Source organism: Psychromonas sp. MME2, from assembly GCF_040566515.1.
Classification (GTDB): domain Bacteria; phylum Pseudomonadota; class Gammaproteobacteria; order Enterobacterales; family Psychromonadaceae; genus Psychromonas.
In genome coordinates, this window is the sequence record NZ_JBEWXI010000006.1 from 88,940 (window position 1) to 104,838 (window position 15,899).

The 15,899-nt window shown below is 39.1% G+C and carries 8 protein-coding genes and 2 pseudogenes; 6 read left to right on the forward strand and 4 right to left on the reverse strand.

Annotated elements, in window-relative coordinates:
• Positions 1-681 precede the first annotated feature (681 nt).
• Together AB1A03_RS06375 and AB1A03_RS06380 are read left to right on the forward strand one after the other, a co-directional pair.
• On the forward strand, positions 682-2,172 hold the full coding sequence (locus AB1A03_RS06375; protein WP_354623818.1) for an L-fucose/L-arabinose isomerase family protein: 1,491 nt from the start codon (positions 682-684) through the stop codon (positions 2,170-2,172).
• 94 nt (positions 2,173-2,266) lie between these two features.
• A complete protein-coding gene (locus tag AB1A03_RS06380) occupies positions 2,267-3,304 on the forward strand; it encodes an aldose epimerase family protein (protein ID WP_354623819.1) in 1,038 nt (345 codons plus the stop codon).
• A 76-nt stretch (positions 3,305-3,380) separates the two neighbouring features.
• Here the strand turns inward: AB1A03_RS06380 and AB1A03_RS06385 are convergent, their stop codons facing one another.
• Positions 3,381-4,598 (reverse strand): XylR family transcriptional regulator, encoded by a 1,218-nt coding sequence (locus AB1A03_RS06385; RefSeq protein ID WP_354623820.1) that lies wholly within the window; start codon positions 4,596-4,598, stop codon positions 3,381-3,383.
• Between the two features lie 522 nt (positions 4,599-5,120).
• Here AB1A03_RS06385 and xylB point away from each other — a divergent pair.
• The 3 genes and pseudogenes from xylB (at position 5,121) to tkt (ending at position 9,695) form a co-directional block, all read left to right on the forward strand.
• Entirely contained in the window at positions 5,121-6,572 is a 1,452-nt protein-coding gene (gene xylB, locus AB1A03_RS06390; protein WP_354623821.1) for a xylulokinase, read from the forward strand.
• A gap of 102 nt (positions 6,573-6,674) precedes the next feature.
• Positions 6,675-7,651, forward strand: a pseudogene (gene tal, locus AB1A03_RS06395) (transaldolase).
• Between the two features lie 48 nt (positions 7,652-7,699).
• Positions 7,700-9,695, forward strand: a pseudogene (gene tkt / locus AB1A03_RS06400) (transketolase).
• 84 nt (positions 9,696-9,779) lie between these two features.
• On the opposite strand, the gene AB1A03_RS06405 reads toward tkt, so the two are convergent.
• The 3 genes from AB1A03_RS06405 to AB1A03_RS06415 form a co-directional block, all read right to left on the reverse strand.
• On the reverse strand, positions 9,780-11,390 hold the full coding sequence (locus AB1A03_RS06405; RefSeq protein ID WP_354623822.1) for a glycoside hydrolase family 43 protein: 1,611 nt from the start codon (positions 11,388-11,390) through the stop codon (positions 9,780-9,782).
• 314 nt (positions 11,391-11,704) lie between these two features.
• Positions 11,705-12,751 carry a glycoside hydrolase family 43 protein gene (locus tag AB1A03_RS06410; protein ID WP_354623823.1) on the reverse strand — a complete coding sequence of 349 codons (1,047 nt, stop codon included), beginning with the start codon at positions 12,749-12,751 and terminating at the stop codon, positions 11,705-11,707.
• Between the two features lie 95 nt (positions 12,752-12,846).
• Positions 12,847-14,244, reverse strand: coding sequence for a glycoside-pentoside-hexuronide (GPH):cation symporter (locus tag AB1A03_RS06415; protein ID WP_354623824.1), 1,398 nt, complete (start codon positions 14,242-14,244; stop codon positions 12,847-12,849).
• 527 nt (positions 14,245-14,771) lie between these two features.
• Here AB1A03_RS06415 and AB1A03_RS06420 point away from each other — a divergent pair.
• The gene (locus tag AB1A03_RS06420) at positions 14,772-15,869 is read left to right on the forward strand and encodes an AraC family transcriptional regulator (RefSeq protein WP_354623825.1); all 1,098 of its coding nucleotides are present in this window, start codon (positions 14,772-14,774) and stop codon (positions 15,867-15,869) included.
• The last annotated feature ends 30 nt before the right edge of the window (positions 15,870-15,899 follow it).

Consider the following 15,899-nt stretch of genomic DNA (forward strand, 5'->3'; position numbering starts at 1 on the left):
CGCGGTGAATATTTAAACAATATGCCGATCTGTTTATAAAGTCTTTTCATGAATTTTATTTCTCTTTTGTTATTTTTTGTTTATTTGATTTATTGTGATCCTGCGCATGCGTGTGATTGGTAGGTGTTTTATTTAAGAGGTATTACAGAGTCAAAAAGGTTGTCGTATTTATAAACCGGAACGGGAATATGCTCGCGTATTGTATTTTAGGTCAATAGTGAAAAAGTTTGTTTTGATTTAAAATCAATAGCTTAAGTTTTTTTGTAAGCGTGATTCTGTTATTGTCAAATTTCACATTTAAATCAAGCGTTTTATTATTCGTAAAGTTTATATCATCCATTTAAAAAATTAGTGTAAAAATAGAGTGTGGCATGTTAAGCCTTATATATCGGTTTTTTCATTTAGAGAGATGGTTAGATTGAAACATAAACAATTCTTATCAATCACACTCTTAATTATTTTTGATATTTATTCATAAAGGAGTGGAAGGGGATAGCAAACGTTATTTGGGTCATAATGCAACTCACAGCACTATTTTTGTGATCAATGTAATTATTTTCGGCCTATCTTTTAGTAAAACTAAAAAACAGAAATGGTTTGTTATTTTTCACAATATTTTTTTTCTCTACAACTCTTCATAGTGTCTCCAACTTAATTCATTAACACATATTTGGAGCTATTATGATCAATATTCCACAGGTAAAGCTAGGTATCGTAGCCGTTAGCCGTGACTGTTTTCCTATCCGCCTTTCAGAACAACGTCGCCAAGCTGTTGTTGCTTCTTGTGCCGAAAAAGAGATTAGCATTATAGAACTAAGCACTATTATTGAAAACGAAAATGATATGCTTAAAGCGTTAGCTGAAGCAAAAGAGCTTGGGGTAAACTCGCTAGTTATTTACTTAGGTAACTTTGGCCCTGAAGGTCCGTTAACACAAATGGCACAACGTTTTGATGGCCCAGTGATGTTTGTTTCTGCTGCTGAAGAATCAACTGCATGCCTTGCAGATGATCGTGGTGATGCATACTGTGGTATGTTAAACGCATCATACAGCGCAGGTTTACGTAATATCCGTCCTCATATTCCAGAATACCCAGTGGGAACACCATCAGAAGTGGCAACAATGATTGCCGATTTCGTACCAGTTGTACGTACTATTCTTGGCCTTAAAGGGCTTAAAATATTCAGCTTTGGTCCTCGTCCACAAGACTTTGTTGCCTGTAATGCACCAATTAAAGCGTTATTCGACCTTGGTGTTGAGATCATGGAAAACAGTGAACTTGATCTGTATGACCTATATCTACAAGCTGAAGGGCATGCTGATATTCCTGCGATTATTGCAGATATGGAAGCTGAGCTAGGCGATAATAACCCATACCCAGATCTATTGCCTAAACTAGCACAATACGAAGCCGCATTATTAGATTTCCATAAAGCAAATCTTGGTGCATCAAGCTTTGGTGTATTTGCTAATAAATGTTGGCCTTCATTTGAAAAATTCTTTGGGTTTGTGCCTTGTTATGTCAATGCTCGCTTAGCAGACCGTGGTATTCCCGTTGCATGTGAGGTAGATATCTACGGTGCTCTTTCTGAGTACATGATCACTTGTGCAACTAATCAAGCTGCAACCTTACTCGATATCAATAACTCTGTACCAACCGATATGGTTGAAGCAAATGCTGAAATCATGGGCGATTACACTGCAAAAGATCTCTTTATGGGCTTCCATTGTGGTAACACCGCTTCGAGTTGTATGAAAAATTCACAATTGCGTTTCCAAAAAATCATGCACAGCTTAATGGAACCTGGTCAAGAGCCAAATATCACGCGTGGTACGCTTGAAGGTCAAATTAAACCGGGTGAAGTAACATTATTCCGCTTACAATCAACGGCTGATACTAAGCTTCGTGCTTATGTTGCACAGGGGGATATTCTAGACATCGATCCACAATCTTTTGGTTCAATTGCTGTTTTTGCTATTCCAGAAATGCAACGTTTTTACCGCCACGTGTTAATTCAAAAACGTTACCCTCATCATGCTGGTATTGCGTTTGCGAAAGTGGGCAAAACAATGTATCAAGTGCTTAATTTGTTAGGGGTTACCGATATTGATTATAACCAACCGGCATCAGAGCGTTATCCAAATGAGATCCCTTGCACTTTCTTAAACTAAAACTGCAAGACGCTTAAATCGTTTCAATACAGATAGTGCATGCTGCTTGGCACATGCACTTTTTTTATACCATTTATATGCATAGGAGAAAGCTATGCCAGCAGTAACGACTTCAGGAATCATTAAACAGACATGGGGTGATACTCACCTTTATTCATTAAAGAATGCACAGGGTACCCAGGTTGATATTTCATCACTGGGTGCGACTATTGTTAACTTTTTTGTTAATGATAAAAATAATAAGCGCCAGAATATCGTATTAGGTTTCAATCAAGCGCAAGATTATTTAGATACTAAAGCGTATATTGGTAGTGTGGTCGGACCGTGGGCAAACCGTATTGCTGGCGGTAAGTTTCCATTGAACGGAGAAATTATTTCATTAGAATTAAACGAAGGCACTAATCACTTACACGGTGCATCTATTCATATGGATAAGCAAGATTGGTCTGTTGAGTCGTTTTCTGAGCAATCGATTTGCCTTGCATTACGAACAAAAGAAGGCGATTCTGGCTACCCTGCAAATATCAATTTTACCGTTGAGTATGTATTAAACGATGATAATGAATTATCCATTGAGTACAGCGCGACGACGGATAAAGCGGTACCGATCAATGTTACTCAACATACCTACTTTAATTTATCGGGTTGCCATGAAAAAATTGTTGATCACCGTATCTCTATCGATGCAGATCACTACCTGAAAATAGATGATAAATCAATTCCAATGAGCAAAGAGTCAGTGGGAGAAACCGCAATGGATCTTCGTACATCAAAATTGATTCAAGAAGGCTTGCTTGCTGATGAACAGCAAATTAAATTGGTTAATGGTTACGATCACTGTTGGTGTTTAAACCAAGATGATTTTGCACTAGCAGCTCAAGTCAATTGTGACTCTACAGGTTTACAAATGCAGGTTTTCACCGACCAAAATGCAATTCAGTTATATACGGGTAATGCATTACCGGGGGAGATTGGTCGAGAAGGTCAGGCTTATGATGCTTATTATGGGCTATGCCTTGAGACGCAACATTACCCAAACCAAGTAAATATGCCAGACATTGCAGAGCAGTGCATCTATACGCCTGAACGTCCTTATAGTCATAAAACGATGTTTAAAATAGCTGTGAATTAAAAATTCATTCGAATGAATATCGTTAACAGGTGAAAAGCCGTTACACTATTTTAAGTTTAACGGCTTCATTATGTGCTTAGATTAATGAGCGAGCATGATTAACTCGATAGTCTTTTGGCGTCATATTGATATCTTTTTTAAACACAGTATACATGTATTGTAACGATGGATAACCGCACAACCCCGGTATTTCAGCAATCGATATATTCGTTGATGCGAGTAACTCACAAGCACGTTTTAGTTTGGCATTATGGATCTCTTGGTGTACCGAATGGCCGCGCTCTTCTTTAAAGCGAGCTTCAAGGTTAGAACGAGATATCATTAGTGCATCTAATACTTGGTCTACTTTGATGCCGTTAAAGGCATTGTTACGAATGTAGTGCATCGCCTTAATTACATAGGGGTCGTTAACCGCCTGATAATCGCTGCTTTGTCGAGCAAACACCTCTGCAGCAGGTACAATAATACGGGGGTAAACGATATCTGTATCTATGTCATCTTCATGGATTTGTTGTTCATTATCCTTCACTTTTAGTAATTGTTTGTGAAGCATTTTAGCGGCAGCGTAACCCATTTGTTTACACCCTTGGCCCACTGTACTTAATGAGACATGGGTTAAATAACTGGTTAGCTCTTCGTTATCTATGCCTATTATTGCAATATCATCAGGCACCATCAAATCAAGGTGATCACATTGTTGTAATAAATGACGAGCACGAGCATCGGTTACTGCAATAATCCCAACGGGTGTAGGTAAGCTTTGTAGCCATTCGGCGAGGTGCTCCATATCATCTTGCCATGTTTGTGGTGTAGTATGATAGCCGCGATAAATGGAGGCATTATATTCTTCATCGGCAATCAACTGGCTAAATGCTCTTTCTCTTTCAATTGCCCAGCGTGAAGAGTGACTCTCTGGTAATCCGTAGAAAGCGAAATTTTCTAACCCTTTGTCTTTAAGGTGATTAAATGCATTGCTAACTAAACTGACGTTATCCGTTGCGATATAGGGCATAAAAGGATAATCATTCTCATTAGCATAGGAACTGCCAATCCCGACCACAGGGGTTTTTAACTTTGAGAGTAATAATTCTATTTCAGGATTATCTAAATCCGCAATAATGCCGTCACCAACCCAGTCTTGAATATTATCTAGATTGGTACAAAAATCTTCTTCAAAAAAGATATCCCAATGACATTGCGTCGCTTGGAGATACTCTCCAATACCTTGGATTATTTGCCGATCATATGCTTTATTAGCGTTAAATAACAATGTAATACGGTAATTTTTTTTCATAAATAATGCTTTAATTATTTGGGATTGCAAGTGCAATCCATCTTAAATGTTAAGGATAGCGGATCTTTAACGACTTTTTAAAATTAATTAGCTATTTCTATAAAGTAAAGCTTTTCTTCCTGTGCTTACTCTACATAAACAGATGAAAATTAACTGAAAAAGGTCCACAAATACGAGTAATTGGAACAATATTTTAGTTTCTAACATTGAGCGAAATTTAAATAGAAAATTCTGCACTCTACACCTCGCTAATATTCATTTACAGCTACGCCTAAATAGGAGGCTACACTCATCAATAAGCTTAAATGAGGACTCGGGTTAAGAGTTTTTATCAGTAACTATTCTAGTCTCTGTTTGTGATCTAAGACACGTTCACTAAATCAATGAAACAGTGTACTAAAAAACGTAATTGTTAAGACCTACAGCGAGAGCGTATTCTTTGAATTACAAAAAACCCTCAAACGCATATTAATTTTGCTGAATTAAAGCATATTTACTGCATGAATAAAAAAGGAACGTTGTATGTTTATTGGTATTGATCTTGGAACATCTGGAGTTAAGGCTATTTTACTTGACCAGCGTGGTCTTATTTTAGGAACCAAAACCGTTTCAATCTCTATTTCACGACCTGCGCCACTATGGTCTGAGCAAGATCCTCAAGAATGGTGGAGTGCAACAGACCAAGCCATTATCGCGTTATCAAAAGAGATTGATCTCTCTGCCGTTACTGCGATTGGTATAGCGGGACAAATGCATGGTGCAACACTATTAAATAAAACAGGTGAAGTGCTACGTCCTGCCATTTTGTGGAACGATGGCCGTTGTTCGGAAGAGTGCTTAGAGATTGAAAAATTAGTGCCAACGAGTCGCGAAATAACGGGCAATATCATGATGCCTGGATTTACTGCGCCAAAATTAAAGTGGGTACAAAACCACGAGCCAGAATGTTTTGCACAAATAGATAAAGTTTTATTACCAAAAGACTATCTACGTTACTGTATGACTGGAGATTTTGCATCGGATATGTCTGATTCAGCCGGCACAATGTGGTTAGACGTTGCTAAACGTGACTGGAATGATGAACTGTTAACGGCAACGGGGCTAACACGTGCTCAAATGCCTAAATTATATGAAGGTAGCGAGATAACAGGACATTTATCAGAAGACGTTGCAAAGCGCTGGAATATGCCCTGTGTACCTGTTATTGCTGGCGCTGGTGATAATGCCGCTGGCGCGATTGGTGTTGGTCTTACACAACCGGGGCAAGCGATGTTATCGCTAGGCACATCAGGTGTTTATTTCGCGGTTACCGACGGTTTTGCTGCAAATCCAGAATCAGCATTACACACTTTCTGCCATGCTTTACCTGCTTCTTGGCACTCAATGTCAGTTATTTTAAGTGCTGCATCTTGCCTTGATTGGGTTGCTAAATTAACAGGGTCGGAGAGTGTGCCTAAGATGCTTGCTGAGATCGAAGCAGAAGCAAGTGCTGACTCTGATGTTATTTTCCTCCCTTATTTATCGGGTGAGCGTACCCCGCATAATAACCCAGAAGCTAAAGGTGTGTTCTTTGGAATGACGCATGAAACTTCACGACCAGAGTTAACTAAAGCGGTCTTAGAAGGGGTTGCCTTTGCTTTTGCTGATGGCTTAGATGCACTCCATATCACTGGCAATGAACCTGAAGAAATTTCGCTTATTGGTGGTGGTGCACGAAGCCCTTACTGGCGTCAGATGTTAGCTGACGTATTCAATAAAAAGCTTGTCTATCGTGCTGGTGGGGATGTTGGCCCTGCATTGGGCGCCGCACGCCTTGCTCACTTAGGTACAATTGCAAATGCGAAAATAGAAGATGTTTGCCCTGTGCCGGAGTTAATCCAAACACATATTCCGGATAGTCAAAACCATGCAAGTTATGCACTGAAACGACAAAAATTCCAACAACTTTACGTACAGTTGAAAGATCTTTTCTAACTAATATTTTTTGACAGTGCTGATATCGTTGAAATGCACTAAGTTTAATCGCTTAATGATGAATATCAGCCTGCTAAGCAAGAACTTAAAAAGAGTAAATTAATGAATCAATTACAGCAATTACAACAAATGACAACAGTCGTGGCTGATACCGGTGAGGTGGATGCCATTTTAAAATATAAGCCTGAAGATGCAACGACGAACCCATCTTTAATATTAAAAGCGGCACAATTAGAAAGTTATTCTGATCTGATTGATGCGGCAATGGCTTATGCAAAAGAGCAGAGCACAGATAAAGCGCAACAAGTTGTCGATACTTGCGATATGTTAGCAGTTAACATAGGCAAAGAAATATTAAAACAGATCCCTGGTCGTATCTCCACCGAAGTTGATGTTCGCTCTCATACGATACTGAAAAAACAGTACTTAAAGCACGTAAACTTATCAAAATGTATAACGATGCTGGCATCGCTAACGATCGTATTTTAATTAAAATCGCCTCTACTTGGGAAGGCATTCGTGCTGCTGAAATTCTAGAAAAAGAGGGGATCAACTGTAACCTAACACTTTTATTCTCTTTTGCTCAGGCGCGAGCTTGTGCTGAAGCGGGAGTTTACCTTATCTCTCCATTTGTTGGCCGTATCATGGATTGGTATAAAGCTAAAGAGGGGCGTACATTTGAGGCCGTTGAAGATCCTGGTGTGATTTCTGTTACTAATATTTTTAACTACTACAAAGAGCATGGTTACAAGACGGTAGTTATGGGGGCAAGTTTCCGCAACCTTGGTGAAATAACAGAGCTTGCTGGTTGTGACCGTTTAACCATTAGCCCTGCTTTATTACAAGATTTAAGTGAATCCACAGAGCCACTTGTTATAAAACTTGTTGATAACGGTGCGACTAAAGTACAGCCTGAAAAGATTACGCAATCAGAGTTTTTATGGCAGCACCAACAAGATCCTATGGCATTTGAAAAACTAGCCGAAGGTATACGTGGCTTTGCTGTTGATCAAGTTAAGTTAGAAGCGATGATTGAAGATTATTTGCAGCAAGATGTTACCGCAAAGAAATTTGCATAAGTAGACAAACATATAAACTCACAATAACTTAGTGTTAAAAATAGGCATATTATGAACCGAAAAAAACTGGCTAATGCAATTCGTGCATTAAGTATGGATGGCGTACAACAAGCCAATTCAGGTCACCCCGGCGCGCCAATGGGCATGGCTGATATTGCAGAGGTATTATGGCGAGGACATTTAGACCATAATCCACAAAACCCCAATTGGGCAGATCGCGACCGCTTTATTTTATCTAATGGTCATGGCTCGATGTTGATTTACTCTTTACTGCACTTAACGGGTTACGAACTTTCGATCAATGATCTGAAAAATTTCCGTCAACTGCATTCTAAAACACCTGGGCATCCTGAGTATGGCTATGCTCCCGGTATTGAAACAACGACCGGTCCACTAGGGCAGGGGATTGCCAATGCGGTGGGTATGGCAATGGCTGAGCGAGCATTGGCTGCACAGTTTAATAGAGAAGATCATGAGATCGTTGATCATAATACCTATGTGTTCATGGGTGATGGTTGTTTGATGGAGGGCATATCGCATGAAGTTTGCTCTCTCGCAGGCACATTAGGTTTAGGTAAGTTAATCGCATTCTGGGACGACAACGGCATTTCAATTGATGGTGAAGTGGAAGGTTGGTTTACTGATGATACTGTTCAACGTTTTGAATCTTATGGTTGGCATGTTATTCCTTCTGTTGATGGCCATGATGCAGAGGCGGTCAATAAAGCAATTGAAGCGGCTAAAGCTGAAACGGGTAAACCGACACTTATTTGCACTAAAACCATTATTGGTTTTGGTTCTCCAAATAAAGAAGGATCTCACGATTGTCACGGAGCACCACTTGGTAATGATGAGATATTAGCCGCACGTAAAAAATTAAATTGGGAGTATGAATCTTTTGAAATACCGTCGGAAATCTACGCTGAATGGGATGCGAAAAAAGCAGGCGCAGATAAGGAAGCTGCGTGGGATAAGAAATTTTCAGCTTACCAGGCAAAATATCCTGAGTTGGCGTTAGAATTTAAACGTCGTGTAAGTGGTGAACTTCCTAATGATTGGGAAGCAAAAACCAATACAATTATTGCTGATTTACAGGCAACGCCTGCGAATATTGCATCACGTAAAGCATCGCAAAATGCATTAGAAGCCTTTGGACCTATGTTGCCTGAATTTATGGGGGGATCTGCTGATCTTGCACCTTCAAATCTAACCATATGGTCGGGCTCTAAATCATTAACAGCGAATGATTTTTCAGGTAACTATATCCATTATGGTGTACGCGAATTTGGTATGACAGCAATCATGAATGGTATTGCGCTGCACGGTGGCTTTGTCGCATACGGTGCTACCTTCTTAATGTTTATGGAGTATGCTCGTAATGCAATGCGCATGGCTGCTTTGATGAAGGTGCAAAATATTCAAGTGTACACCCATGATTCAATTGGTTTAGGTGAAGATGGGCCTACCCATCAACCTGTCGAGCAGATTGCTTCATTGCGCTTGACACCCAATATGAGCACATGGCGACCGTGTGACCAAGTAGAATCGGCTGTTGCTTGGAAATTAGCGATTGAACGTAAAGATGGCCCTACGGCGTTAATTTTCTCTCGTCAAAACCTTGCGCAACAACCGCGTGATGCCGTGCAGTTAGCGAACATCACTAAAGGTGGTTATATCCTTAAAGATTGTGTCGGCACACCCGATTTAATATTAATTGCAACGGGTTGAAGTTGAGCTAGCAGTTTCTGCTGCGCTAGAGTTAACCGCGAATGGTAAGCAAGTGCGTGTTGTTTCGATGCCTGCGACGGATGTATTTGATAAGCAGGATGCGGCCTACCGTGAATCAGTCTTACCTGCTAATGTGACGGCTCGTATTGCGATTGAAGCTGGTATTGCTGATTTCTGGTATAAATACGTTGGGCTAAACGGGCGTATTGTTGGTATGACAACATTTGGTGAATCAGCACCGGCTGATGAGCTGTTTAAAATGTTTGGTTTTACTGTTGAGAATGTCGTTGAACAAGCAACTCAATTGCTTGCTTAGTAGGTTGATTCCTTAGAATGCTAAAAATAAAACCGATCTTAAGATCGGTTTTATTTTTTCAGGGAAATTTAATAATGAGGCTGGCTAAAATTCTAAATACTCTAAATAATCAAAATCAGCCGCTGTATTTTGACCACTAATATCTGCTGCAAATAATGCAACAAAACTACCTGTGAAACGAAATACATCGGGCCCACCTTCATCAGATAATGGAGTACTATTCAATGCCGGACCGATCCTGTACCAAGTTTTTGCATCAAGAGAATAACTATATTTATACCACTGCTCCTCTAAGGTTAAGCGCATGTATACTTGACTTATATTACCAATGCTAACCTCTTCAGAAAATTCTCTATAATTGTCATTGATATTACCGACAATTTGTAGCACTCTCTCGCCTTCATCTGTTGCGCTCATTTTAAGAAAATAGTGACCATTTCGTGCATAATAGGCGCATAAACCTGCCATCTGATATGGTGTTTCTGGTTTAAATTGCATTTTAGTTTCTGCACGGGCGGAGTGAGATTGAAAACGTCTCGCTATTAAACTTTGTTGATAGCGAGAGGATAAATAATGGCGTCCCTTTAAACGTAAATACCCTGGACGCTCTGTTAACGAAATCCATTTTTCATCAGCAGGTTCGCGCAAGGTTTGATAATCTAAACGTAGCTTTGTATTATCGAAGTCATCAAGGGCATTTTGTACTGGCCATGGACAAAACGGTAAATCTGGCGCAGGCACTTCCACAACGGGTGTTTTGCCGCTGCTCACGTATGGCCAACCATCTTCCCAGTGGGCTTTTTGTAAAGCAGTTTCTCGCCCAAGTGGCGAGTAAAGATTATTGTATACGGGCATAAACTGATAGCCCTCTGGATTGACGATACCACGACTACAAAGGTGGCTTAGGTACCATTCTCCATCTTGAGTTTCCACAAAAAAACCATGCCCTGCACGCTGTAAAGGCGCATCCTCTTGAAAACGACTTGTTAAAATAGGGTTATTGGGGTGTACTTCATAAGGCCCATCTATATTTTTAGAGCGACATACGGTGACTGCATGATCAATACCAGTACCGCCTTCCGCGGTGATTAAGTAATAATAATCACCTTTTTTGAGCATTTGAGGACCTTCAGTACAACCCAATCGAGTGCCCTTAAATATATTTTTTGCTTTGTTGAGTAGTTTGCCTGAGTCGGGATCAAACTGCTGCAGCATAATACCGCCAAAAAAATTTTTATCCGCTCGGCCATCCCAGACCATATTAAGCATATATTTTTTGCCGTCATCATCATGAAATAGAGAAGGATCAAATCCATAATTACCAATAGAAACAGGATCGCTCCAAGGGCCTGTAGGTGCATCTGCAGTCACAACAAAAGAGGGGGTCGCCATCCAATTTCCACCTCGGCATGCATGGACATTAGAAAAACAGAGCCAAAATTTTCCATCTGAGTAAGTCAGTGCAGGAGCATAAACACCTTCAGAATTATCCATGCCTTTCATATCAAGTTGTGATGTACGCGTCAATGCGTGCCCTATTAAGTGCCAATTGATTAAATCTTTGGAGTGATGAATCTGAATACCAGGAAACCACTCAAAGGTAGATGTAGCGATATAATAATCATCACCAACGCGGATGATAGAAGGATCTGGATTGAAGCCTTTTAATATAGGGTTAAATATTTTGTTAGTCATCATTTTCTCGAGTAAGTGAATCCTCACTTTTACTATCAGCTAATGAGTAAATAGTAGAGAGGAATTAATAGATTTTATTACACTTATATAACGCTGTTTACTCATTCAATTCAATTATGAAATTTAGTCACTTAGTTCATCAATCTGTTAAATGTGTGATAACTCTCGTGATTACTCATGACCTGTTTTTAAATAGCAAAGATTTAAACATTGGTAACAATAAAGCAAAGGAGTGCTATGTGCGACATGAGCGAAGCATACGAAAAAGGTGAGTCAGAGCTCACCTTTCTATGTTGATATGGAAAATCAGTAATTTAACCGTAAGGCTTAATGGTTTGTATGCTGTTATCAGGATTATGAGTAAGCTCAGTCATCTTGATATTTCTTAAGTGTGTTTGGCCACCAGAAAGAGAGCTGTCGTGGTAGAAAAGGTACCATTTACCTTCAAATTTAGCGATTGAGTGGTGCGTTGTCCAACCAATAACCGGTTCAAGAATAACCCCTTGGTAGGTAAATGGCCCGTAAGGAGAATCACTTGTTGCATACACTATTTTGTGACTGTCGCCAGTTGAATATGAGAAGTAATAGATACCATTATGTTTGTGCATCCAAGGACCTTCGAAATAACGACGATTGATGTCTCCTGCGCGTAATAAGTCACCATTTTCATCTACAATATCGATTTCACACGGAGCTTCTGCAAGGTCAGTCATGTTCTCTGCAAGCTTAGCAATAATCGGTTTTAATGCGGCTTCATCATCAGCTGGATAAATCTCTTCACCAAATTCACCATTGCGCCAATTTTGTAATTGCCCCCCTGAGATACCACCAAACAATAAATAATATTGGTTATCATCATCTTGGTAAACTGCGGGGTCAATACTAAATGAACCTGCAATATGGGTATCTTCAGGTACAAAAGGACCTTCTGGTTGGTCTGCAACTGCAACTCCGATGTGGAAAATTCCTTGGTAGTTTTTAGCTGGGAAATAGAGATAGTATTTACCATCTTTTTCGGCAGCATCTGGCGCCCACATTTGACGTTCGGCCCATTTCACATTTTTAACATCAAGTACATTGCCATGGTCAGTTACTTTACCATGTGGTCTATCTAGCGAAAATACATGGTAATCACGCATATCAAAGTGATCCCCATCATTGCCCAGTGGTAAATCATTTTCAACGTCGTGAGAAGGGTAGATATAAATCTTATTATTAAATACGTGTGCAGAAGGATCTGCTGTGTACATATGCGTTACTAGCGGTGCTGAAAGAGCATTTGTAGAATGGGTTGCTTCAATTCCTTGAGTAACGGTATTCTGTTCTTCTTGCTGATCGTTGGTTGTGTTGTTGTTATTCATAAACTGCCTCGTTATTTTTGTCTGTAAGCACCTTGAATATAGTGCGGATTAACAATTAGGCTGGTGAGTAACCAGCCCGTTGATATAGGCTCTATTTAGCTAAGCTCTACAGTATGCACTAGTGGTTTCATCCCTTCTTTTTCTTTTGCATCCAATACCAGTAGGGCTTTGATTTTCGCTAGTTTGTCATTATCAAGTGTATAGAACATCATTATCGCAGCTAGTACTGCGAACATAACACCAGGGATAACAGTAAATAATAGGTTGATTACATTAACAACCTCAGGTGTTTGCATCTCTGCGCCACCAACGTATCCAGAGTAAGCAAGAATCCAGCCTACTGATGCACCGCCAATTGCAATACCGAGTTTAATTGCGAAGAGATTCGTTGAGAAGATCATGCCACTTAGTGAACGATTGCTACGCGTTTTTTCATGGTCAACAACATCAGACATCATGCTCCATAGGATTGGCGTTGTACTTGTTTGCACCACACTTAAAGCAATGACTAATGTAAATAATAGCGTTAAATTAGTTGGATCAACAAAGTAAAGGACTGCACATAAGAAACCAGAAAGGGAGATTAAAATACGGTAAACAGTAGGTTTATTGTATTTGCCTAACAGGGGACCGGATGCCAGCGCGCCAATAATGCTGGCTACCATACTAACAACCATGAATATAGTGGCTAAATCTGGGCGACCCATTACATTATTTACATAATACATTGTAGTTGCGCCTTTGAGTACAGCCCCCGTTAATAGTATAACGTTTAGAATGAACAGCACACGCCATTGATTATTTTTCATTAGTAGAGCAAGGTCTTTCCATACAGACTGCTTAATCTCTGTCTCTTCAGGCGTCACATTTTCTTTGGTTGTAGAAAAACAGATAAAGAAGAAAGCAATAGCGGCAAGGCCCATCACACTCATCGCACCAAGATACCCTTTTTGTACATCACCTTGACCAATAATATCGACTAATGGTAGTGCAACCATCGCAACCACTAATCCTCCTGCAGTGCTTAATGCAAAACGGTACGATTGCAGTGATGTTCGCTCTTCTGAGCTGTTGGTCATTGCATTTGCCATCGCACAGTAAGGTACATTGATAGCGGTGTACATCAATGTTAAGAAGATATAAGAAGCGTAAGCGTAAATAATTTTACCAGTTGGGCCTAAATCAGGAGTAAAGAAAGCACACATACATGCCACACCAAATGGAACTGCCATCCACAGAATGTAGGGGCGGTAGCGACCATATTTAGTCTTGGTACGATCAACTAAAGAGCCCATTAGTGGATCTGTAACAGCATCAATAAATCTAACTAGAAGAAACATGGTGCCCATGTGAGCAGGGGATAAACCGTAAATGTCTGTGTAGAAGTAAGCAAGAAATAACATCACTGTCTGCCAGACTAAATTACAGCCTGTATCGCCCAATCCATAGCCGATTTTTTCTTTGATTGATAACTTGATAGTGTTCATTTTCATGTAACTCCGATTAACTTTAGGATGGGATTATTATTCTCGTCACCCCCTTATTTATCAATTAGTGTAAATTGGTAATCTCTTTATGATATTTGGTATGTGTGGTTTTTATCATAACGAGATAGTGCAAAAAAAAACAAAAGCTTTTTAAAATTAATGGTTTATATTTTTTGGAGTTAAAAGCTGAATGATTTTTTATTCGTTATTTTTGGGATGTAGCGCACGTAATGTGCAGTGTGTGAACGTTTGAATATATGCGCTTGGTATTTTATTTGTTATTTTCTTTTGTGAAGTGTTAATTAGATGTTTCTTTTATCATATTTCATAGCTAAATTTATAAGTGCTTCTGCAAAATATTACAATGGCATTGTATTATGAATACTAACCGAGGAGAATAATTGGTTTGTCGTTATATACTATGACAAAATTAGTATAAATTGCATTTAACATGCATTTTTTCACGTGGTTTTAGCTTCATTAACGCTAGCCTTATATTCTTTATTGTATCTTTTAAGCTCGGATCCATCACTATGCATAAGTTGCTTCTATTAATTGACACAATGTTTTATTACGATCGTGAGATACTAAAAGGTATCACCTCAAAAGTTAATGAATATCAACTGAAAATTTCCATTCATATTGAGTCAATAGAAAATGTCGATGATATTTTATCTCAGCAATGGGATTACGTTATTGCAGATTTTGATAAAGCAGATCATCATGAAGTGATTCCTCGTTTAACTGGTAATATACTTCTTTACTCGAGTTATCAGATAGATAATGTACCGCCATTAGTGTCAACATTAGTGAATGATAACGAACATATCTCTTCTTTAGCACTTGGACAGTTCGTACAAAATAATATTAAAAATGTCGCTTTTTATACATATCCTAGTGAGGCTAATAGTGGCTGGGCACTTGAAAGAAAACATTATTTTGAACAACATGCACAGTTAATGGCGCTTAATTACTTTAAAGATGTACGGCAGGCTGTTGCGTTACAACAATATCCTCTCGGTGTCTATTGTGCTTCAGATCGCGCAGCGCGAAAATTGGTTAACTTCTGTGTGACACACAATATTGCTGTTCCCAGTGAGATCTCAATTATCGGCACCGATTATGATGATGCGGAGCGTAAAATGTCGGCGATGCCGTTAAGCTCTATCAATGTCAATCCTTATAACCTAGGGCGACGTTGCATTGAAGTGCTTGTTAAGGCTAAGCGATTTAACAAAATATTAGCAGAGAAGTACCAACCTACTGATTTAATAAATGAATACTCGACCATCGTTGAAGAGAATCAAGATCAAATTGTTAATAATGCGCTATATTATCTGCATAATAATTTTCATTTGAATATTAAGGTGCAGCAGGTTGTAGAATTTTGTAAGACATCACGGAAAACGCTAGATAACCGTTTTATTGCCTGTAAAAATATCACAGTACATCAGTATTTGTCTGACCTAAGAATTGCTAAATCAAAAAAATTATTAAGGATGAGTAGCGATTCCATTGAATCTATTGCACTACAATGTGGTTACCCAAACCTGAGTTATTTATATCAAGTATATAAAAAAAAGTTCGATTATACTCCCTATGAATATCGTCAAGATATCGATTTAATTTAATTTCACCTAAAGCAATATACCGTTATAAAT

Excerpts from the sequence above, each read along its gene's own strand:
- AB1A03_RS06375 (WP_354623818.1), top strand. The coding sequence starts at position 682 with ATGATCAATATTCCACAGGTAAAGCTAGGTATCGTAGCCGTTAGCCGT.
- AB1A03_RS06380 (WP_354623819.1), top strand. The coding sequence starts at position 2,267 with ATGCCAGCAGTAACGACTTCAGGAATCATTAAACAGACATGGGGTGAT.
- AB1A03_RS06385 (WP_354623820.1), bottom strand. The coding sequence starts at position 4,598 with ATGAAAAAAAATTACCGTATTACATTGTTATTTAACGCTAATAAAGCA.
- xylB (WP_354623821.1), top strand. The coding sequence starts at position 5,121 with ATGTTTATTGGTATTGATCTTGGAACATCTGGAGTTAAGGCTATTTTA.
- AB1A03_RS06405 (WP_354623822.1), bottom strand. The coding sequence starts at position 11,390 with ATGACTAACAAAATATTTAACCCTATATTAAAAGGCTTCAATCCAGAT.
- AB1A03_RS06410 (WP_354623823.1), bottom strand. The coding sequence starts at position 12,751 with ATGAATAACAACAACACAACCAACGATCAGCAAGAAGAACAGAATACC.
- AB1A03_RS06415 (WP_354623824.1), bottom strand. The coding sequence starts at position 14,244 with ATGAAAATGAACACTATCAAGTTATCAATCAAAGAAAAAATCGGCTAT.
- AB1A03_RS06420 (WP_354623825.1), top strand. The coding sequence starts at position 14,772 with ATGCATAAGTTGCTTCTATTAATTGACACAATGTTTTATTACGATCGT.